The organism is Streptomyces sp. 6N223 (assembly GCF_052246635.1).
Classification (GTDB): Bacteria; Actinomycetota; Actinomycetes; order Streptomycetales; family Streptomycetaceae; genus Streptomyces.
In genome coordinates, this window is record NZ_JBQQCA010000075.1 from 1 (window position 1) to 19797 (window position 19797).

General features: G+C 73.2%; 17 protein-coding genes and 1 pseudogene. 9 read left to right on the forward strand and 9 right to left on the reverse strand.

Going from position 1 to position 19797, the window contains the following annotated elements; genetic code table 11:
* The 3 genes and pseudogenes from ACTWQH_RS30090 to ACTWQH_RS30100 all read left to right on the forward strand — a co-directional run.
* Positions 1-202: pseudogene (locus ACTWQH_RS30090) on the forward strand (beta-xylosidase); the annotation flags it as partial.
* A gap of 119 nt (positions 203-321) precedes the next feature.
* Complete coding sequence (locus ACTWQH_RS30095) at positions 322-1398, forward strand: cellulase family glycosylhydrolase (protein ID WP_443289958.1); 1077 nt, start codon at positions 322-324, stop codon at positions 1396-1398.
* Positions 1399-1480: 82 nt separating this feature from the next.
* Positions 1481-2536, forward strand: a complete 1056-nt coding sequence (locus ACTWQH_RS30100; protein WP_443289959.1) for a hypothetical protein — start codon at positions 1481-1483, stop codon at positions 2534-2536.
* A 176-nt stretch (positions 2537-2712) separates the two neighbouring features.
* Here the strand turns inward: ACTWQH_RS30100 and ACTWQH_RS30105 are convergent, their stop codons facing one another.
* The gene (locus ACTWQH_RS30105; RefSeq protein ID WP_443289960.1) at positions 2713-3996 is read right to left on the reverse strand and encodes an MFS transporter; all 1284 of its coding nucleotides are present in this window, start codon (positions 3994-3996) and stop codon (positions 2713-2715) included.
* A 374-nt stretch (positions 3997-4370) separates the two neighbouring features.
* Here ACTWQH_RS30105 and ACTWQH_RS30110 point away from each other — a divergent pair, with 374 nt between their 5' ends.
* A complete protein-coding gene (locus tag ACTWQH_RS30110; protein WP_443289961.1) occupies positions 4371-6059 on the forward strand; it encodes a TlrC/CarA/OleB/SrmB family ABC-F type ribosomal protection protein in 1689 nt (562 codons plus the stop codon).
* Here the strand turns inward: ACTWQH_RS30110 and ACTWQH_RS30115 are convergent.
* Entirely contained in the window at positions 6052-7335 is a 1284-nt protein-coding gene (locus tag ACTWQH_RS30115; protein ID WP_443289962.1) for a DUF2515 family protein, read from the reverse strand. The genes ACTWQH_RS30110 and ACTWQH_RS30115 overlap by 8 nt on opposite strands.
* Before the next feature lie 168 nt (positions 7336-7503).
* Here ACTWQH_RS30115 and ACTWQH_RS30120 point away from each other — a divergent pair, with 168 nt between their 5' ends.
* Positions 7504-8337, forward strand: coding sequence for an NmrA family NAD(P)-binding protein (locus tag ACTWQH_RS30120; protein ID WP_443289963.1), 834 nt, complete (start codon positions 7504-7506; stop codon positions 8335-8337).
* A gap of 54 nt (positions 8338-8391) precedes the next feature.
* Here ACTWQH_RS30120 and ACTWQH_RS30125 read toward each other — a convergent pair whose 3' ends face one another.
* The 3 genes from ACTWQH_RS30125 to ACTWQH_RS30135 all read right to left on the reverse strand — a co-directional run bounded on the left by ACTWQH_RS30125 (position 8392) and on the right by ACTWQH_RS30135 (position 11464).
* Entirely contained in the window at positions 8392-9360 is a 969-nt protein-coding gene (locus ACTWQH_RS30125; RefSeq protein ID WP_443289964.1) for a site-specific recombinase, read from the reverse strand.
* Positions 9361-9488: 128 nt separating this feature from the next.
* Positions 9489-10001: an inorganic diphosphatase gene (locus ACTWQH_RS30130; RefSeq protein WP_443289965.1), complete on the reverse strand. Its 513-nt coding sequence runs from the start codon at positions 9999-10001 to the stop codon at positions 9489-9491.
* Entirely contained in the window at positions 9977-11464 is a 1488-nt protein-coding gene (locus ACTWQH_RS30135) for a hypothetical protein (protein WP_443289966.1), read from the reverse strand. The genes ACTWQH_RS30130 and ACTWQH_RS30135 overlap by 25 nt, the downstream gene beginning before the upstream one ends.
* 205 nt (positions 11465-11669) lie before the next feature.
* On the opposite strand from ACTWQH_RS30135, the gene ACTWQH_RS30140 reads away from it, so the two are divergent.
* Positions 11670-12536: a hypothetical protein gene (locus ACTWQH_RS30140; protein WP_443289967.1), complete on the forward strand. Its 867-nt coding sequence runs from the start codon at positions 11670-11672 to the stop codon at positions 12534-12536.
* 167 nt (positions 12537-12703) lie between these two features.
* Entirely contained in the window at positions 12704-13837 is a 1134-nt protein-coding gene (locus tag ACTWQH_RS30145; RefSeq protein ID WP_443289968.1) for a magnesium and cobalt transport protein CorA, read from the forward strand.
* Positions 13838-13851: 14 nt separating this feature from the next.
* Here ACTWQH_RS30145 and ACTWQH_RS30150 read toward each other — a convergent pair whose 3' ends face one another.
* Together ACTWQH_RS30150 and ACTWQH_RS30155 are read right to left on the reverse strand one after the other, a co-directional pair.
* Positions 13852-14604: a cation transporter gene (locus ACTWQH_RS30150; protein WP_443289969.1), complete on the reverse strand. Its 753-nt coding sequence runs from the start codon at positions 14602-14604 to the stop codon at positions 13852-13854.
* Positions 14595-14930 carry an ArsR/SmtB family transcription factor gene (locus tag ACTWQH_RS30155; RefSeq protein WP_443289970.1) on the reverse strand — a complete coding sequence of 112 codons (336 nt, stop codon included), beginning with the start codon at positions 14928-14930 and terminating at the stop codon, positions 14595-14597. Before ACTWQH_RS30155 ends, ACTWQH_RS30150 begins: the two co-directional genes overlap by 10 nt.
* Before the next feature lie 315 nt (positions 14931-15245).
* Here ACTWQH_RS30155 and ACTWQH_RS30160 point away from each other — a divergent pair, with 315 nt between their 5' ends.
* On the forward strand, positions 15246-16409 hold the full coding sequence (locus tag ACTWQH_RS30160; RefSeq protein ID WP_443289971.1) for a polysaccharide lyase family 7 protein: 1164 nt from the start codon (positions 15246-15248) through the stop codon (positions 16407-16409).
* Positions 16410-16522: 113 nt separating this feature from the next.
* Here the strand turns inward: ACTWQH_RS30160 and ACTWQH_RS30165 are convergent, their stop codons facing one another.
* A complete protein-coding gene (locus ACTWQH_RS30165) occupies positions 16523-16750 on the reverse strand; it encodes a hypothetical protein (protein ID WP_443289972.1) in 228 nt (75 codons plus the stop codon).
* Positions 16751-16888: 138 nt separating this feature from the next.
* Positions 16889-19120: a catalase/peroxidase HPI gene (gene katG / locus ACTWQH_RS30170; protein ID WP_443289973.1), complete on the reverse strand. Its 2232-nt coding sequence runs from the start codon at positions 19118-19120 to the stop codon at positions 16889-16891.
* A gap of 242 nt (positions 19121-19362) precedes the next feature.
* On the opposite strand from katG, the gene ACTWQH_RS30175 reads away from it, so the two are divergent.
* Entirely contained in the window at positions 19363-19776 is a 414-nt protein-coding gene (locus tag ACTWQH_RS30175; RefSeq protein ID WP_443289974.1) for a Fur family transcriptional regulator, read from the forward strand.
* Positions 19777-19797: the final 21 nt, after the last annotated feature.

A 19797-nucleotide genomic window follows, 5' to 3' on the forward strand; every position in this document is an offset into this window, starting at 1 on the left:
CTGGGTCCTGCCGATCCAGGGCACCGACGAGACCGCCTACCTGTACATGGGCGACCGCTGGGCGGGCGCCTGGGACGGGCCGGTCAACGAATCCCGGTACGTCTGGCTGCCGCTGACCTTCCCCGACAGCCGCACGATGTCGATGAGCTGGGCCGAGGAGGTCACCATCGACACCGAGACGGGTCAGATCACCGCCCCATGAGCCCGGTCGGCGGGCCGTCAGCACCTCCCAGCCCCGCGGCCCGCCGGCCATGCCACCGCACGAAGCCCAAAACGCCGAGGCGCCCGCGCCGTCGGCGTGACACATCCGAAAGGAGAACCATGCTCCACTTCCTCCGTGCCACCCGCGCCCACCGCCGTGGCCGCCGCGTCCTGGCAGCCACGCTGTCCGCGCTCGTCGCCGTGCCACTCGCCGGGCTGTCATACGCCTCGGCGACCGAGGCGGAGCCCGCCCCCCTCGCCGCCACCGATTTCAAGGGCGTGAACTGGGCGATGCCCGGCGACAACTTCAACGACGGCCCCGTCGTCCCCGAGGGACTGAGCGAGTCCGACAACTACGACACCGTCAAGGCCAAGGCAGCCGTCATCTACGAACAGTTCGAGAGCACGATCGGCGCCAACACCGTCCGGCTGCCGATCAACACCTACTCCGTGCCCGGCACGCCGTGGGGTGACGCCTACGCCGGAGCCATCGACGCCGCGACGGAGGCCGGCTTCAACGTGATCCTGTCCTACTGGGAGGACGGGGCCTCCTCGGGAGGCCGGGTCGTCGACATGAATGCCTTCAACGCCATGTGGGACGCCGTCACCACCCAGTGGGAGTCCAACAGCCAGGTCTTCTTCGAGCCGATGAACGAGCCCCACGGCTACAGCGGCGAGGAATGGGCCAACGTCGCCGCGACCTGGATGGCCGACCGCCCGTCCGTCCCCGCGGAGCGCGTCTTCATCAGCGGCGTCGGCTTCAACCAGGACGTCAAGCCCCTGTGCGGCGACAGCCGCTTCGATGGGACCTACCTGTCCATCCATATCTACACCTTCTTCTACGGCTCGATGAACTACGACCAGTGGGTCGACGCCTTCACCTCCCAGATCGGTGACTGCGGCTCGCGCACGATCCTGGACGAGTTCGGCGCCCCGATGGACGACGGCCGGAACTACAACGACGGCGCCAGCAGTGACAACTTCGTCCAGTACATCCGCGCCACCACCGACGTCGTCCGTGACCAGAGCATGGGCGCGGTCTACTGGCCCGGCCTCGGCGGCAAGCACACCGAAAGGCCCGACTACGACTGGTACTCCCTCTTCGCCCTCAGCGGCAGCGGCACCGACCTGTCGCTGACCGTGCGCAACACCAGCGGGGTCGACCGGCTCCACCACGCCTGGAACACCACCTCCTGACCCGGTAAGGACGGTCGCGGAACCCACCAGCCGCGACCGTCCTGCCGACGCGGCCGGTGCCCACGATGCCTACGATGCCCGCGTGGCGGGACACCTGTGGGCCGGTGACGGTGACGGCGATGGCGGGTTCGTCGACCGGCTGTCGCTGGACTCCTCGGGACGGTTCGCCCTCGTCGTCGCGGACCGCGAGGGACCGGGGGCGGCCATGCGGCTGTTCGACACCCGCACCCTCTCCGCCGCCGGCCCGCGGATCGGCCTGAGCGACTGGCCGTCCGCCAACGGCTGCCTGGCCGAGACGCCCGAGACGCCCGAGACGCCCGAGACGCCCGACGGCCTGGTCGCCGTCGAGGCGGCCACCGATCGCGTGCGCCTCTGGGACCCCCGCCGGGGAACCCTGCTGGCCGAGACGGCCGGCGGGCTCGCGTTCAGCTCCGTGATGGCCGCCGCCGCCCTCACGGCCGGCGGCCGAAGCGTCCTCGTCGCGTACGGCGAGACCACGGCAGGCATGGCCGGGTGGCAGGCCGTCGATCTCCGCACCGGCCGGCGCCTGCCCTGGCGCGGCGAGGCACACCGCGTGGACTCCCCCCACGAGGCGCGGATCCGCACCGTGGACGACCTGCTCGTCGTGACCGGCCAGGACTGGCGCCTCAAGGACGACTACGACGACCCGGAGCTGTATCACGAGGAGGCGACGCGCGTGGCGCGCGTCCACCGGCTCCCCGGGGGCGAGCGGTGCTGCTCCGTGGAGCTGGCCGGCGGCGACGCCTTCGCCACCGCCACGGTGGCGGGCAGGCGGCTCCTCGCGGTGACCGGCCACTCCCCGGCCGTGTACGCGCTGCCCTCGCTGACGGTCACGGCCGAACTGCCGGGCGCCCGCGGCCAGGTCACGGTCGGCGCCCTCAACGGGCGGCTCGTCGCCGTGGCGGAGACCGGCTCCCGCGGCGACCTGGACCTGGGCCCGAGCCTGGGCCTGTGGGACCTGGACCGACCCGGAGAGCCGCCCGTCCCGGTCACGGTGCCGCCGCTGCGTGACCCCCGGGTCGCCGTCACCGACCTCGCTCTGTCCGCCGACGGCACCCTCCTCGTCGGCACCGACACCAGGGGCCTGTGGGCCGTGCCCGGCGAAGAACTCGGCTGACCGACGCCGAGAGGGCCCGGCGCGCGCCCGCGCGGGTTTTCGGTGCCCGTCGCCGGTTACCCGTCGCGCCAGGACGAGACGCGACGACGCCGCGGGCCCGCGCCCGGCCGTGACAGCCCCCGCCGCCCCCGCCGCCCCGGAGGCGGGGACCGTCACCACGGACGTCCCCGCCCTCGTCAATGGTTGCGGGCATCCCTCTCACCACCCGGCCTCCCCGGTGCCCGGTCGCCGGTCCCCGCGCGAGCAGGCCGCGGGCGGCCGAAGTGGCGGGCGGTGGGCACCAGCGCGGCGGCGGCCGGGGCGAGGAAGCACGCGAACGTGCAGAACGCGAGGACCGGTCCGGAGCCGAAGGCGTCGATCGCGGGCGCGATCAGCGCCAGGCCGACCGGGGCCAGGCCGTAGGAGACCATGAAGTCGAGCGAGGAGACCCGGGCCAGCAGCCGCGGCTCCACCTCCCGCTGGGTGGCGGTGAACCAGGGCACGTTGAACAGTTCGATCCCCGCCCCGGCCGCGACGTAGGCGGCGACGACGAGGGCGGCCGGCACCGGCAGCCACAGGCTCAGCGGCGCGAAGCCGTAGCAGGCCAGGGCCGCGAGCGCCGCCCAGCCCTGGGAGCGGGGCCGCCAGCGCGCGATGACCAGCGCGCCGAGCAGGGCGCCGGCCGTGTACGCGGTGGTGGCGATGGCCAGCACCGCCTCCGTGCCGTAGCGGTCGCGGCTGACCATGGGCAGCACGACGCCGGTCGCCGAGTATCCCGTCGCGACCACGGCGGTCAGCGCCGCCAGCCCGCCGAGGAACCACGGGTGGCGGCGCGCTTCGCGAACGCCCTCGGTGAACTCCCGCACGAAGCCCGCGGCGGAGCCGGTCGCGGCGGCGGGCGCCGGCTCCCCGCGCGGCGGGACCAGCGCGGCGCACAGCCACAGCAGGCCCGTCCCGAGCATCAGCGCCCGCGCGTTCAGCACGGTGCCCAGCACCGCGGCCAGGCCGGGCCCGGCCAGCGCGGTGACGCGCACCGCCAGCGTCATCGCGGCGTTGGCCTGCTGGCGCAGCTCGGGCTCCACGACCTCGGCCGTCAGCGCCTGGAACGCCGGACGGCAGGCGCCCTGCCCGGCGCCCACGACGGCCCCGGCGACGGCCGTCACCACCACCGACCCGCCCAGGCCCGCCGCGAGGACGGGCGACGCCACGGCCGCGGCCAGGCCCGCCCACAGCACGACGGCCCGGCGCGCGTAGCGGTCGGCGAGCACGCCGCCGACGGGCACCGCGACGAGGAACCCGGCGGTGCGGGTGGCCAGGACGAGACCGAGGACGGCCGGCGTGATGGCCCCGTCCAGCACGGCCAGGCCGAGGATGAAGGGCATCGCCCACGTGGCCAGGCCGGAGGCGGTGGCGCCCGCCCACAGGCGCAGGAAGGACGCCTCACGCAGCACGGACCGGCTCGGCGTGGGGAGACCGGCCACGGCGGTGCCTCCTTGTACGGTCGGTGAGGAGCCGTCAGAAGTGGTCTGACGGCGGCCAGTTCGGGCGTCCAGGCGTTCCGGCGTTCCGGCGTAATGAAAAGCTTTTTCAGAACACTACTGGGCGCTTCCCCGGGGTCAGTCGGAAAACCGGTTGTGCCGACTCCCGGCGCATCGCTAGCCTCTCCGGCAATGGGTATCTCTTTCCTGTGATCGCCGGGCGTGCGACCGCGTAGAGCTCAGCTCCGCCGTCGCCGCACCATCCGCGTACAGCCGCCTTTCCGCTGTTTCATTCTTCGCTCGGGCGGCGTGTGCGCGGATTCGCCAATCGACCTTCCCGCTCTCGATCGGCAGCCCGCCGGGAACAGGACCGCCCCATGCCCACCGCACAACTCTCCCTCCACCACGTCACCAAGCGCTACGACGAGCGGGTCGTCCTCGACCAGGTCTCGTTCACCGTCAAGCCGGGCGAGAAGGCCGGCGTCGTCGGTGACAACGGCTCCGGCAAGTCCACGCTGCTCAAACTCATCGCCGGGCATGAGCAGGCCGACAACGGCGACCTGACCGTGGTCGCGCCAGGGGGCGTCGGCTACCTGGCGCAGACGCAGGACCTCCCCCCGTCGGCCACGGTCCGGGACGCCATCGACCAGGCACTCGCCGACCTGCGCGACCTCGAAGCCCGCATGCGCGAGGCCGAGCAGGACCTCACCACGCCCGCGGCGCTCGCCTCCTACACCCTGCTCACCGAGCAGTACGAGGCGCGCGGCGGCTACGACGCCGACGCCCGGGTGGAGATCGCGCTGCACGGGCTCGGCCTGCCGGGCCTTGAGCACGGCCGTCCCCTCGGCACCCTGTCGGGCGGCGAACGGTCCCGCCTGGCGCTCGCCGCGACCCTGGCGTCCGCGCCCGAGCTGCTCCTGCTCGACGAACCGACCAACGACCTCGACGACCAGGCCGTGGCGTGGCTCGAACAGCACCTGCGCGGCCACCGCGGCACCGTCGTCGCCATCACCCACGACCGGGTGTTCCTCGAGAACATCACGCCCACGATCCTGGAGATCGACCACGGAAGGGTGACCAGGTACGGCGACGGCTACGACGGCTACCTCGCCGCCAAGGCCGCCGCACGCCAGCGCATGCTGCGCGAACACGAGGAGTGGCGCGCGGAGCTGGAACGCAGCCACCGGCTCGTCGAGACCAGCGCCGCACGGCTGAGCGCCATCCCGCACAAGCTGCCGCTGGCCAACTTCGCCGCCGGCCCCTTCCGGGCCCGAAGCCGGGGCCACGGCTCGATGAGCCGCATCCGCATCGCCAAACAACGGGTCGAGCGGCTGACCCGGAACCCGGTCGCCCCGCCGCCGGACCCGCTGCGCTTCACCGGCCAGGTCCACAACGCCGCGCAGCCCGCGCAGCCCACGGACCCCGCGCACCCCGCGCACCCCGTGCACCCCGCGCCCGAGTTCGTGGCCGAGCTCTCCGGCGTGCGCGTGGAACGGCGTCTCCACCTGCCGCACCTGCGCATCCGGCCGGGCGAGCGGCTCCTGGTCACCGGCCCCAACGGCGCGGGCAAGACCACCCTCATGCGCGTGCTCGCGGGGGAGCTGCGTCCCGGCTCCGGCGCGGTCACCACCCATGGCCGGGTCGGCTACCTGCGCCAGGAGGAGACGCCGTGGCCCGCCCGCCTCACCCTGCTCGAGGCGTACGCCCAGGGCCGCCCGGGCGTACCGGACGACCACCGCGACGCCCTGCTGTCCCTGGGCCTGTTCCGCCCGGCCGACCTGCGTCTGCGGATCGGGGAGCTGTCCTACGGCCAGCGGCGGCGCATCGAGGTGGCGCGGCTGGTGAGCCGGCCGGTGGACCTGATGCTGCTGGACGAGCCCACCAACCACCTCACCCCCGCGCTCGTCGAGGAGCTGGAGGAGGCGCTGGCGTCCTACCGGGGAGCGCTGGTCGTCGTCACCCACGACCGCCGCATGCGCGCCCGCTTCACCGGCTCCCACCTGGCGCTCCACGAGGGCCGCCCCACCGCGGGGGCCGCCCCGCCACCCGGGCACCCGCTCAGTTGACGCCGTCGTTCGGGTCGTACGGCAGCGGGATGAGGCGGTAGTCCGACGCGCGCTCGTCCAGCGGGCGGCTGACCTCGTCGCGCAGCCCTTCCATGTCGTGCTCCAGCAGGTACTGGTAGCGCGGCAGCATGTCCTGCGAGATCCACTGCCAGCGGGTGTCGAAGTCCGCGATGTTGCCCGTCGGCAGTGGGGAGTCGAACTCGATCCCGTCAGGGGTGTCGATCTCGATCTCTCCCAGGCCCGGCAGGCCCGGGACGGGCATGAGGCCCACCGGTATCCGGATCTCGTCGGGGAGGTCGACCTCGACGTCGTTCACCACATCGCGGAAGGGCTTGCCGCCCGGCACCGGCGACTCGGAGATGGCGCCCAGCATGTAGGTGACCGCCTGGCCCAGCGGCCGGTCCTGCATCGCGTCGTAGTCGTCCTGGAGGATGATCTCCTGCTCGCGCCGCAGCAGCGCCGCGTTGCCCTCCTTGATCCGCTCCGGGTCGCCCGAGGCGATGTCCTCCCACGCGGCGAGCTGCTCGGAGGAGAGCTGACCCGCGGCGGCCAGGCGCCGCATCTCCGCGATCCCGCCGCGGTCGTACGCGGCGTGCTGCCAGCCCATGTCCACGAAGATCTGCTTCTGCATGTCGACGAACGTGTCCTCGTAGTACTCCAGCTCCTCCTCGCTGGCGTTGGCCAGCGCGTTCGCCATGCCGGGCGGCATGCCCGGCATGGTTGCCGCGATCCACCGCAGGCGCTCGTCGCTGTTGAGCCGGCGCAGCACGTGCAGGTCCTGCATGCCCGCGTAGACCAGGCCACCGGCCAGCTTCGCCATGCCCGCCCACTGCAACTCGGGGTGCCGCAGGAACAGGTCGGCGTAGTACTCGTACACCCGGCCGATGCGGTCGTCGTTGTAGGACAGCCCCTTGCTGGTGTCCCAGGCGGCGGAGTCGATGCCCAGCTGCCGGCAGAGCTGCTGGAAGTACTCCTCCTTGTTGGCCGGCGGCAGGGCCGTCGGCAGCTGCGCGGTGACGCCGGTCAGCTGGACGCTGCCGAACACCGGCGAGGATCCGCGACGCAGCACCCCCGCCCGTCCCCGCAGCTGGCCCGCCACATCCGTCAGCCACGTCAGTAACGGCTGCAGCCGCGCCAGCTCGTCCGAGGCGCCTAAGCTGCTCGCACGAGCGACGATGCTGGTCAGCGCGCCGTACGCGCCCCCGTCGCCCGATGCGTGCAGCAGATCGGCCAACGCCTCCATCTGCTCGGAATTCGCGACCCGCACATCCCCCATGAGCCTCGTCCCCCGTTTCGGTCGATGACAACGATCAATGCGGAAGCATGGACGCCCACGGGCGAACACTCGGTTCCGTGGCGGGCTCCTTGACTTCAAGCGCCGTTGAAGTTTTAGCGTCGTCGGCGAAGAGAGGGACGAGAGAGGCAGCGAGAGAGGGGTCCGACTGTGACAACGCTTGTTACGGGTGCCACCGGGAACACCGGCCGCCACGTGGTGGCGGAGCTGGTACGCCGGGGAGAGCGCGTTCGGGCACTGACGCGGAATCCGGCCGCGGCCGCGGGGACGTTTCCGGCCGAGGTGGAGCTGGTGGCCGGTACGCACACGCTGCCGGAGAAGCTGGACGCCGCCGCCCTCGACGGCGTCAGCCGGTTGCACATCACGGTGACGGCGGGGCTCGCCGAGGTCGGGCCCGAGCTGGTGCGGCGGGCGGTCGACGCGGGCGTGCGGCGCATGACCGTGGTGTGGGGCGGCTCGGTGGGGCCGGTCGAGCAGGCCGTGGGGGACTCGGGCGTGGAGTGGACGCGCCTGGAACCGCAGGAGTTCATGTCCAACACGCTGACCTGGATCGACTCGATCCGGACCGAGGGCGTCGTGCGCGAGCCGTACGACTTCCCCAGCGCGCTGGTCCACGAAGCCGACATCGGGGAGGCGGCCGCGATCGCGCTGCTCGACGACGGCCACGCGGGGCATGCCTACAACATCACCGGGCCCGAGGCGCTGACCACGCGCGAACGGCTCGCGATCCTGTCCCGGGCCATCCACCGCGACATCTCCTTCGTCCCGATCACGCACGAGCAGGCCGTCGACAGGCTGGTGGCCACCGGCGTGTCCCGGGCGGACGCCGAGTACGTCATCGGCTGGTACGCCGATCCCGGCGACGCCGGCAAGACCGTCGTCGACACCGTCGAGCGGGTGACCGGCCGCCCGGCGCGCACGTTCGCCCAGTGGGTGGCCGAACACGCCGAACGCTTCCGGGCGCCCAGCATGACGGCCCGCTAGAGCGCGGCATGGGGGACGCCCTGCGGGCAGGGGCAAACGGCGTCGGCGGCCGTCTCAGGGACCGAACGGGCTGAACGTGCTCGGGCGGAGCCGGTGCAGTGGCCGCCATCCCTCCAGGGCGTCGATGTCCTGGGGGCGGGCGAGGGGGTTGGCGAGCAGCCGGGTGCGCTTCTCGAAGAGCTCCTCCGCGCGCCGGTAGGACAGCCGGGCCCTCCCGGTGATCGGGCACCGGTCCTGCTCCGGGGTCCTCTCGGGCGCCTGGCGGTCGGAGAGGAACAGCGGCCCCCTGGGGCGGCCGGCGACGAGCTGGGGCAGCAGCTCGGCGGTGCCGGACCCCCAGCGAATGTGCTTGAGCGCGCCGCCCGCGGCGACGATCACCCCGGACCGTTGCGCGGTGTTCAGGTACTCCACGTTCAGGCACAGCACCTCGTCGGCCCGCGTCCCGCTTTCGTGGAGGAGCGTCCAGAGCGTCTTCTCCCGCAGCGGGGCGTTCAGTCGCCACACGGCCTGGAGCTGGGTTTCGTTCAGGGGTCTGGTGGGGTCGCGGGGCGGCGGGCGGCGTTCGATCCCGACGGTGGGGTCGAAGGTGAGCCAGCCCTGGGCGTGCCACCAGGCGATCGCCTTGCGGGCGATGGACAGTTCGCGCTTGACGGTGTCGACGTCCAGGGCCTCCGCCCGGGTGGCGGCGAGTTCGGCGAGGACGGGCGCCAGGCCCGGCGCGCCGAGCGCGGTCAGCGGGAACGGCGGGGGTGTCGCCGCGCGGCGGGCGGGTCCGATGGGCGCGGGGTGGCCGGTGAACATCCACCCCCAGGTGGTGAGCGAGATCCGGTGGATCCACGCGGAGGACTTCGCGATGCCGGCGGCCGGGAGGTAGCGGCCGACCGCCGCGGCGTACGTCGGGGGCAGGGCCGGGGGCAGGGCCGGGGGCAGAGCCGGGGAAGGGGCCGCGACGTGCGCGGCGCGCGGGCGCGGCTCCGCGGCCACTCCCTGGGTGACCGATGCGGGCGCCTGCCGGATCGCCATCTGTCTACCCCTCTCGGCGCTGCCGCGGGCCAGGTCGTCGCGGACCCTCGCCACTGTGCACCGCCGGCCTCGGCACCCCTGCCCACCGGGTTCCGCGATCCTTGAGGGTCCCGCGGGCACGGGCGGCCTCAGGCGCGGTCGGCCTCCGGCTGAGGGCTGGTGGCGCGCCTGCGGGAGGCGTCGATCTCGGCGTACGCCTCCTCGCGGCCCTCCCAGTGGGAGCCCTCGACGGACTTGCCGGGCTCCAGGTCCTTGTAGACCTGGAAGAAGTGGGTGATCTCCAGCCGGTCGAACGTGGAGATGTCCTCGATGTCCCGCACGGCGGCGTAACGGGCGTCGTGGGCGGGCACGCACAGCACCTTCTCGTCCGGGCCCTTCTCGTCCCTCATGAAGAACATGCCCACCGCCCGGCACGCGATCGTGCAGCCGGGGAAGGTCGGGTCGCCGGTCAGCACCAGGGCGTCCAGGGGGTCGCCGTCGCGGCCGAGGGTGCCCTCGATGTAGCCGTAGTCGGCCGGGTACCGGGTGGCGGTGAACAGCATCCGGTCCAGGCGGATCCGCCCGGCGGCGTGGTCCATCTCGTACTTGTTGCGGCACCCCTGGGGGATCTCCACGATCACGTCGAACGCGCCGAACTCCATCGCGGCCTCCTTGCCGTCTCCTCGCCGTCCCCGTCACTGCTGTCGTCCGTGTCCCCGTCCATGTCCCCGTCGATGGCATCCATGGCGTCATGGACGTCTTCATCCATGGCGGCATCGACGTCCTCATCGACGCCGCCGCCATGGCCGCCCCGGGAGCCGAGCGGGGCGGGCAGCCCGGCGTAGACCCGGCCGTCCAGCAGCGTCGGCGCGCGCCGTCCGACGGCCATCTCCGCGCCCTTGGCCTCGTGCCGGGTGTGCCAGTCCTGCTTGCGCAGCGCCTCGGTCACCTCCCACTCCAGCCACGCCAGCCGCGCCGCCAGCACACCGGCCACCGGCTCCGGCAGCGGCCCGTCCCAGGCCAGGGCGTGGCGCAGGCAGATGCCGTGCGCCCGCTCGTACGCGCGCACGCGCACCGGATCGGACAGCGCGGCCACCAGCAACGCCGCCTGCCGCCCGCTCGCGGTGCGCTCCTCCTCGCACGCCCGGCAACGCCCCTCGGCCGGCAGCCGCTCGGCGGCGGCGCGCCACCCCGCGCGCCCCGTGGCCGCCTGCCGGGAGAAGCGGGCGAGCCGGTCGCGCCAGGCCTCGGCGTTGTCCGCCAGCAGCGCGGGCACCTTCGGCCCGCCCACGCTGTCGAGGTCGTGCAGGTGACGCGGACACAGGGCGGTCTCCTCCCTGGTGGGGTGCCCGGCGCCCGTGGTGGTCGCCGCCCACCGCAGCAGGCGCCGGGCGGCGCGGTGCCCGGCCAGGCACAACGGGCAGCACGCCCGCCGCACGTCGGCCTCCCACCGCTCGGCCACCGCGACCCGCTGGGCGGACTCCTCGGCCGCCAGCAGCGCCTCCAGCCCCTGCTGATGGCGGGCGCGCACCGGCACGTCCGCGTCCGGGCCCGCCAGCCACGCCGTTCCCGTTCCGGTCTCCCCGGCCAGGCGCGCCGACGCGGCCTCGACCAGCGCCGCGCCGTCCTGGGGCGCGGACCGGCCGGCCAGGGCCGCGGTGTGCGGCAGGCACACCGCCCCGCCCCGCACGGAGTCGCGCACCTCCGGCTCGCCCAGCCCGCGCAGCACGCCCTCCAGCGCGCGCTCCTCGGCGGCATCGCCCGCTTCGCACGCCGGGCACGGGCCCAGCGCAGCCTCCCCGCCGCCCGCCGCGAGCAGCGCCCGGCACCCGGCCAGCGCCTCGGCGTGGACCCGGGGCAGCAGCCAGGTCGCCGCCGTGTCCTCCAGCAGCCGCCGCGTATGCGCCGGACAGAACCCGCCCGCCGCCCGCACCCGCGCCCGCACCCCGGGATCGGCGTTGCTCTCGTTGGTGAAGGACCCCAGCCAGCGCCGCGCCGCGTCGTCCCGCTCCCGGCAGACCGCGCACAGCCCGTCCGCCAGCAGGTGCAGCGCGTCGCGCCGCGCCCGCTGATCCTGCACCGCCCGCGCCTCCCGCGCGGCGCCCGCCCGCTGCCACTTCCTCATCGGCCCTCACCCCCGGCAGACGAACCGGCGCCGCCGACCTGCTGTACGGGATCTATGGGCATGGCACCTACCTCGTCAGCGGCAGCTCGCGGTGAGCCCCATCAGTGTGCGCCCACGGCCGCCCCTCTGCCCAGCCCACCCCGGCCCCGGCGTGCGCCATGCGGGTGCCGCCGTCGGACAGGCGGCAGTACCTATGCTGGTCACCATGGCCGACGACGCACCCGGCATCAGCCCAGGGGCAGGCGGTCTGCACGTGGAGCCGGTCGACCCCGCCCGCGGCGCCGCCGGCGTCACGCTGCGCCTGACCGACAGCCGCACCGGGCGCCCCGCCGTGATCGAACCCGGCTACCGCCACCCTCTCCGCGTCCGCGCCCACCTGGCCCGCCCCGGCAACGCACGGCACCCGCACCTGCCCGACCTGCGGACGCTGCTGGTCGCCGACCTCCTGTTCCGCACCGCCGAGCTCTACGGCGGCCAAGCGCTCATCGGCGTCACAGGCGAGCCCGGCGACGCCCTCCTCGCCCGCGCCGCCGACCTCGGCATCCACCCGCCCGCCGCGCCGGGCTCGCCCGACCTCGCGCGGCACACCGACATCGACCTCATCGCCCCGGCCGCCGCCGCCCCCACGCGGGGGATCCGCGTCGACGTCGCCACGACCCACCCCCGCCATGCGCCCGAGCGCGCCGAGCCGCTCGCGCTGCGCCTCGCGCTGCTCACCCGCGCCCACGACCACGCCATCGACCTCGGTCCCGGTCCCGGCCCCGGCGTACTCGCCCGGGCCCAGGACACCCTCACCCGCTGGCGGCGGCAGGTGGCCGACTGGGCCGAAGCGCCCTCCAAGCCCATGTGCGCCGAGATCCTCGGCCAGGCCCTCACCGCGCTCACCGAGAACCTCGCGATCCCCGCCGTCCTCGACGCCCTGCACCGCCTGGAGCGCGACACCGCCGTGCCCGCCGGCTCCAGGTTCGAGACCTTCGCCCATCTCGACCGCGTCCTCGGTCTCGACCTCACCCGCGACGTCGGCCGGACGTACCATGGCCGGTGCCCTGGCGTGCGCAGCGAGAGGTGGTGAGACCGCGATGAGCGGTGAACCTCCCAGTCGCGCGCCGCGGGGCGCCGCCCGGACCGGGACCTAGCCGGATGGGAGCGGATGGGATCGGGGGGGGGCGGCCTCAGCGGCGTGCCACCCCCCTTCAACGTCCTGTCCAGCCGTCCAGACCGCCACGGAAGGACCGCGTCGTGTCCGAGCGTCGTCGGCGTGCCCTGCGCCCCTTCAAGAAGCCCGTCAAGCGCCCCGCCGCGCCCCGCCCCGGCGGCGACGGCCCGGCCGCCGAGCAGTCCGCGGCCCACGAGAGCAGCGTGATCACCGCCGCGCTCTACGAAGACGGCCGGCGCACCAGCACCCCGGACTCGCTGGCCGACACCTTCCGGCAGCTGCGCGCCAAGCCCGGCGGCATGGCCTGGATCGGCCTGTACCGGCCGGACCCGGTCGAGCTGCACTCGCTGGCCGGCGAGTTCGACCTCCACCCCCTCGCCATCGAGGACGCGCTGGAGGCACACCAGCGGCCCAAGCTGGAGCGCTACGGCGAGACGCTGTTCGTGGTGCTGCGCGCCGCCCGCTACCTCGACGCCGCGGAGGTGGTCGACTTCGGCGAGCTGCACATCTTCGTCGGGCACGACTTCGTCATCACCGTCCGCCACGGCGCCGCCCCCGACCTCGCGGCGGTGCGCCGCCGCACGGAGGACAGCCCCGAGCTGCTCAAGCGCGGCCCCGAGGCCGTCCTGTACGCCATCCTCGACGCCGTCGTCGACGGCTACGCGCCCGTCGTGGACGGCGTCGAGAACGACATCGACGAGATCGAGACCGAGGTCTTCGGCAACGCCCCCGGGGTCTCGCGCCGCATCTACGAGCTCTCCCGCGAGGTGGTCGAGTTCCAGCGGGCGACCCGCCCGCTGTCGAAGATCCTCGACGGGCTGTCGGCGGGCTTCGAGAAGTACGGCATCGACGAGGAACTGCGCCGCTACCTGCGGGACGTGGCCGACCACGCCACGCACGTCACCGAGCGCGTGGACGCCTTCCGCCAGGCGTTGCAGGACATCCTGGCGGTGAACGCCACCCTCGTCGGCCAGCGGCAGAACGAGGAGATGAAGGCGCTCGCCGAAGCCGGACACGCGCAGAACGAGGAGATCAAGAAGATCTCCGCCTGGGCGGCGATCCTCTTCGCCCCGACGCTGGTCGGCACGATCTACGGCATGAACTTCGACCACATGCCCGAGCTGGGCTGGCTGATGGGCTACCCCTACGCGCTCGCGCTGATGGCCGTGGTGTGCCTCACGCTGTACGTGGTCTTCAAACGCCGCGACTGGCTGTGATCCGCGGGACACGCTCACGTGCAGCAGGAGCACCCGGGCCGGCAGCCGCACGCGTCGGTCTCGGTGCCGGCGGACGGCGTCACCGCCGTGGCGGCGGCCGGGACGGCGACGGCGCAGCAGCCCTCGCCGCGCCAGGCGTCGCGGCCTTCCTTCACGGCGATCGCGGCGATGACGAGCGCGGCGAGGGGGTCGGCCCAGGACCAGCCGAGGGTGGCGTTGAGCACCAGGCCGGCGAGGAGCACGGCCGACAGATAGGTGCACAGCAGGGTCTGCCTGGAGTCGGCGACGGCGGAGGCGGAGCCGAGCTCGCGTCCGGCCCTGCGCTGGGCGGCGGACAGGAACGGCATCACGGCCAGGGACAGGGCGGCGAGCACGATGCCCGGGATCGAGCGGTCCGCCTCACCCGCGCCGCCCAGCGCGCGGACGGCGTCGAGGGTGACGTACGCGGCGAGCGCGAAGAAGGAGACGGCGATGATCCGCAGCGCGGTGCGTTCCCGGGCTTCGCGGACGGCGTGGTCGCGGGCGGAGAACTGCCAGGCCACGGCGGCCGCGGAGGAGACCTCGACGACGGAGTCCAGGCCGAAGCCGATCAGCGCGGTGGACGAGGCGAGGGCGCCGGCGGTGAGGGCGGCGACGGCCTCGACGGCGTTGTAGGTGATGGTCGCGGCGACCAGCAGCTGTATGCGGCGCGTGAGCGCCTCCCGGCGGGTCGGGGCGAGCTCGGTGGAGGAGGAGAGCGAGGCGGCGGAGACCATGGTCAGCAGCATTCCCTCGTCGCGGTGTCGGGGCAGGTCTTGTCCGCCTCCACCGCCACGACCGCGGCGCGCAGGTCGTCCAGGGCGTGGCCGAGGCGTTGGTCGGCGAGCTCGTAGCGGGTGCGCCGCCCGTCGGGGACGGTGACGACCAGGCCGCAGTCCCGCAGGCACGCGAGATGGTTCGACAGGCGGGTGCGGGAGATCCCCAGCGCGTCGGCGAGGTCGGCGGGGTAGGCCGGGGCCTGGCGCAGGGCGAGCAGGATCTGGCAGCGGATCGGGTCGGCGAGCGCGCGGCCGAAGCGGGCCAGCACGTCGATGTCGGGGGCAACGGTCAGCACCCAACGAGAGTACAGCGCTTCCTGAATTCAGGAAAGGGTGGATTGGGGTTTGGGCGGTGCGCCGCCGGGTCCGCCGGGGTACACCGGCGTTCTCGGTAGGGGTCCCGAAACCGATGCCTAGGGTGTCGTTGGCCGGAACGGCGGGGCGGAAACACGTTCCGGGCCGCCCCCGCAGGCCGGTGTGGCCAACACCCCGGCCTGGCACCGGGGTCCAGCGTGGCCGGTGCCCACGGCGACTCGTTCGAGCAGGGTCCTGTGCTGATCCGAGCGTCGCCGTGTCCCCGAACAGTCCTCCATACCAAGAAGGAACTCCCCATGACACGCAGGCGCATCATCGCCCTCGCGAGCATCACCGCTGCCGCCTCGGCTGGCGCCCTCGCACTCCCCGCGCAGGCCGACACCCCCACCGCCCGGGAGGCCCAGGGCGCCCAGTGCCAGTACCCGGCCGATGTCCTGGACCTCAGCAGCTGGCGGATGACCGTGCCCACCGGCGAGGACGAGAACCCCGACGACATCGACCAGCCCGAGCTCGCCACCTACTCGGCCGAGCCCTGGTTCCAGGTCAACGAGGACTGCTCCGCGGTCATATTCCGGTCTCCCGTCAACGGCGTGACGACGGAGGGCTCCGACTACCCGCGCGCCGAGCTGCGTGAGATGACCGAGGGCGCGGAAGAGGCGGCGTGGTCGGCCGATGATGGCACCCACGTCATGGTGGTGCGCGAGGCGATCGTCGCCCTGCCCAACGACAAGCCGCACGTCGTCAGCGCCCAGGTCCACGGCGGGGATGACGACCTCACGGTCTTCCGCCTGGAGGGCAGCAGCCTCTACATCACCAACGGCGATGACAGCAACCACCACCTCGTGACCGACAACTACGAGCTGGGCACCGAGTTCGAGGCCAAGTTCGTCGCCCACGACGGGGTGGTCGACGCCTACTACAACGGGGAGCTGCAGACCACGATCGAAGCCGAGGGCGACGGCAACTACTTCAAGGCCGGGGCGTACACGCAGGCCAACTGCGAGAACTCCAGCCCGTGCGACGAAGGCAACTTCGGCGAGGTCCACATCTCCAGCATCGAGCTCAGCGACGACCCCAACGCCGGGGGCGGTTCGGATGACGGCTCGTCCGGCGGCGGCGACGACGGCGGCGACAGCGGCGACGACGGGGACAGCGGGGACAGCGGCGACGACGGGGACGGCGGCGACGACGGGGATGCCGGCGACAGCGACGACGGCGCCTCCGGATCGGACGGCGACGGCTCGGACGGCGCCGACGAGGCTGCCGGCTCTTCCGGGTCTGACGGCGGGGAAGGCCCCAGCACCCAGACGGGCGGCGAGGCGAACGAGCCCGACCTGGCCAACACCGGCGGCAGCTCCACGACGCCGGCCCTGATCGCCGGCGGCCTCGGCCTGCTCGCCGCTGGCGGCGCCGCTCTCCTCATCGCCCGCCGCCGCGCCGGCGGCCGCGCCGCGGCGTAACGGAACCCCGGCGCGAGGACTCCTTCCTCGAATGCCTCTCACTGACGAGACGGAGCGATCGTGGTGGCGGGCCTCCCCGCCGTGGGAGGCCCGGCACACGTGCGTCGCCGGCGTCACGTGTCGTCGGCTTCGTGCGCCTCGCGGCGCAGCTGTGCCCAGGACGCGGTGGAGCGGTTGTCGGCCCAGTGGGGGTGGGAGGCGATGCGGCGCGACAGCCACAGCAGGCGGCGGCGCAGCACCGTGGTGCTGGCGCCGGGCTGTGCCGAGGCCAGCGCCTTGTAGGTGCCGTGCCAGGCCTGCTGGTCGCGGACGAGGTCGGGAGGGAAGCCGGGGTTCGCCATGGCCCCATAATAGAAAATTAGTTCGATTCCTGGGGCGTGGCGGACGTCAAAACCTTCCACGGCACGCGTACGGGCCGGCCCCCGGGAGGGCCGGCCCGCACGTCGTGGTCGGAGCTGGTCGGAGCTGAGCGGAGCTGGTCAGACCAGGTCGAACCGGTCGAGGTTCATGACCTTGTCCCACGCCGCGACGAAGTCGTGCACGAACTTCTCCCTCGCGTCATCGCTCGCGTAGACCTCCGCGAGCGCGCGCAGTTCGGAGTTCGAGCCGAAGACGAGGTCGGCACGGGTGCCGGTCCACTTCACCTCGCCCGTGGCGGCGTCGCGGCCCTCGAACGTGGTCGCGTCCCCGGACGCCGCACCCCACGTCGTGCCCAGGTCGAGCAGGTTGACGAAGAAGTCGTTGGTCAGCGCCCCGGGAGTGGCGGTGAGGACGCCGTGCGACGACTGCCGGTGGTTCGCGCCCAGGACGCGGAGGCCGCCGACGAGGACGGTCATCTCGGGGGCGCTCAGGGTCAGCAGGTTCGCCCGGTCGATCAGCAGGTACTCGGCCGGCAGCCTGTTGCCCTTCCCGAGGTAGTTGCGGAACCCGTCGGCGGTCGGCTCCAGCGCCGCGAACGACTCCGCGTCCGTCTGCTCCTGCGAGGCGTCCACGCGGCCCGGCGTGAAGGGGACCGTGACCTCGACGCCGGCGTTCCTGGCGGCCTGCTCGACGGCCGCGCAGCCGGCGAGCACGATCAGGTCGGCGAGCGAGACCTGCTTGCCGCCCGTCTGGGCGGCGTTGAAGGACTTCTGGATGCTCTCCAGGGTCTCCAGCACCGTCGCGAGCTGGTCGGGGTCGTTGACCTCCCAGTCGCGCTGCGGCTCCAGGCGGACGCGCGCGCCGTTGGCGCCGCCGCGCTTGTCGCTGCCGCGGAAGGACGAGGCCGAGGCCCACGCGGCGGAGATGAGCTCGGACACCGACAGGTCCGAGGTGAGGATCTGGACCTTGAGGGCGGCGATGTCGTCGGCATCGACGAGCTCGTACGTCCGCTCCGGGAGCGGGTCCTGCCACGGCAGCGTCTCGTCCGGGACCTCGGGGCCGAGGTAGCGCACGACGGGGCCCATGTCGCGGTGGGTCAGCTTGAACCACGCGCGGGCGAAGGCGTCCGCGAACTCCTCGGGGTTCTCCAGGAAACGCCGCGAGATCTGCTCGTACACCGGGTCGAACCGGAGCGCGAGGTCGGTCGTCAGCATCGTCGGGGCGTGGCTCCTCGACGGGTCGTGGGCGTCGGGCACGGTGCCCGCCCCGGCGCCGTTCTTCGGCCGCCACTGGTGCGCGCCGGCGGGGCTCTTGAACAGCTCCCACTCGTAGCCGAAGAGCGTCTCGAAGAAGCTGTTGTCCCAGGTCGTCGGGGTGGGCGTCCACGTGACCTCGAGGCCGCTGGTGATCGTGTCGCCGCCCTTGCCCGTACCGAAGGCGTTCTTCCAGCCCAGGCCCTGCTCCTCCAGCGAGGCGGCCTCGGGGTCGGGGCCGACGTTCTCCGCCGGGCCCGCGCCGTGGGTCTTGCCGAAGGTGTGGCCGCCCGCGATCAGGGCGACGGTCTCCTCGTCGTTCATCGCCATCCGGCGGAAGGTCTCGCGGATGTCGCGCGCGGAGGCGACCGGGTCCGGGTTGCCGTTCGGGCCCTCAGGGTTGACGTAGATGAGGCCCATCTGGACCGCGCCGAGGGGGTTTTCCAGCTCGCGGTCGCCGGAGTAGCGCTCGTCGCCGAGCCAGGTGGTCTCCGGGCCCCAGTAGACGTCCTCCTCGGGCTCCCAGACGTCCTCGCGTCCGCCGGCGAAGCCGAAGGTCTCGAAGCCCATGGACTCCAGGGCGACGTTGCCGGCGAGGATCATCAGGTCGGCCCAGGACAGGCTCTGGCCGTACTTCTTCTTGACCGGCCACAGCAGGCGGCGGGCCTTGTCGAGGTTGGCGTTGTCCGGCCAGCTGTTGAGGGGGGCGAAGCGCTGCTGGCCGGCCCCGGCGCCGCCGCGGCCGTCGCTGATCCGGTAGGTGCCCGCGCTGTGCCAGGCCATCCGGATGATCAGGGGGCCGTAGTGCGCGAAGTCGGCCGGCCACCAGTCCTGCGAGGTGGTCAGCACCACCGCGATGTCCCGCTTCACCGCGGGGAGGTCGAGGGACGCGAACGCCTCGGCGTAGTCGAACTCCTCGCCGAGGGGGTTGGCCACGGCGGGGTTCTTGGCGAGGATCCTGAGGTTGAGCCGCTCGGGCCACCACTGGCGGTTTCCGCCGCCCTGCGTCGGATGCGGGGCGCGCCCGTGTGCGACCGGGCAGCCACCTCCGCCCTCGGTCTTCGCGTCTACGACGATTGCGTCATGATTCTCGGACATTGGATTCCTTCCGGCCTAGGCGGATCAGGGCGCTCAGCTCAACGTGCGGGCGGCGTGATGGACCGGCCCGTACCGGAGTCTTGCTGTTCTCTTGGCGATCACCGGAACCGATCCTACAATGGACAGAGTCTAAGTCAAGAGGCACACTAAACACATATACAATCGAAACTCGGACACGCAAACCCCGACAACCACTGGTAAATTTCGGCCATCACGCCGGAAACCTGAATGGGCGAATCAACATGAGTGACCTGCTGGAACGACTGCGAGCGCGCGGCTGGCGGATGACCTCGCAGCGACGTGTCGTTGCGGAGGTCCTCGACGGCGAGCACGTGCATCTCACGGCCGACGAGGTGCACGCCCGCGCGGCGCGGCAGCTGCCCGAGATCTCCCGCGCCACCGTCTACAACACCCTGGGCGAGCTGGTCTCGCTCGGCGAGGTCATAGAGGTCTCCACCGACGGGCGCGCCAAGCGCTACGACCCCAACGCCCACCGCCCCCACCACCACCTGGTGTGCGCCGGCTGCGGCACCATCCGCGACGTCCACCCGGCCGGCGACCCGCTGGCCGACCTGCCGCTGGAGGAGCGCTTCGGCTTCACGGTCTCCGAGGTCGAGGTCACCTACCGGGGGCTGTGCCCGTCCTGCGCCCCGTGAGCTGTCGCGCCTGGCGCGCCC

Excerpts from the sequence above, each read along its gene's own strand:
- ACTWQH_RS30095 (WP_443289958.1), top strand. The coding sequence starts at position 322 with ATGCTCCACTTCCTCCGTGCCACCCGCGCCCACCGCCGTGGCCGCCGC.
- ACTWQH_RS30110 (WP_443289961.1), top strand. The coding sequence starts at position 4,371 with ATGCCCACCGCACAACTCTCCCTCCACCACGTCACCAAGCGCTACGAC.
- ACTWQH_RS30115 (WP_443289962.1), bottom strand. The coding sequence starts at position 7,335 with ATGGGGGATGTGCGGGTCGCGAATTCCGAGCAGATGGAGGCGTTGGCC.
- ACTWQH_RS30125 (WP_443289964.1), bottom strand. The coding sequence starts at position 9,360 with ATGGCGATCCGGCAGGCGCCCGCATCGGTCACCCAGGGAGTGGCCGCG.
- ACTWQH_RS30130 (WP_443289965.1), bottom strand. The coding sequence starts at position 10,001 with ATGGAGTTCGGCGCGTTCGACGTGATCGTGGAGATCCCCCAGGGGTGC.
- ACTWQH_RS30135 (WP_443289966.1), bottom strand. The coding sequence starts at position 11,464 with ATGAGGAAGTGGCAGCGGGCGGGCGCCGCGCGGGAGGCGCGGGCGGTG.
- ACTWQH_RS30140 (WP_443289967.1), top strand. The coding sequence starts at position 11,670 with ATGGCCGACGACGCACCCGGCATCAGCCCAGGGGCAGGCGGTCTGCAC.
- ACTWQH_RS30150 (WP_443289969.1), bottom strand. The coding sequence starts at position 14,604 with ATGCTGCTGACCATGGTCTCCGCCGCCTCGCTCTCCTCCTCCACCGAG.
- ACTWQH_RS30160 (WP_443289971.1), top strand. The coding sequence starts at position 15,246 with ATGACACGCAGGCGCATCATCGCCCTCGCGAGCATCACCGCTGCCGCC.
- ACTWQH_RS30165 (WP_443289972.1), bottom strand. The coding sequence starts at position 16,750 with ATGGCGAACCCCGGCTTCCCTCCCGACCTCGTCCGCGACCAGCAGGCC.
- katG (WP_443289973.1), bottom strand. The coding sequence starts at position 19,120 with ATGTCCGAGAATCATGACGCAATCGTCGTAGACGCGAAGACCGAGGGC.
- ACTWQH_RS30175 (WP_443289974.1), top strand. The coding sequence starts at position 19,363 with ATGAGTGACCTGCTGGAACGACTGCGAGCGCGCGGCTGGCGGATGACC.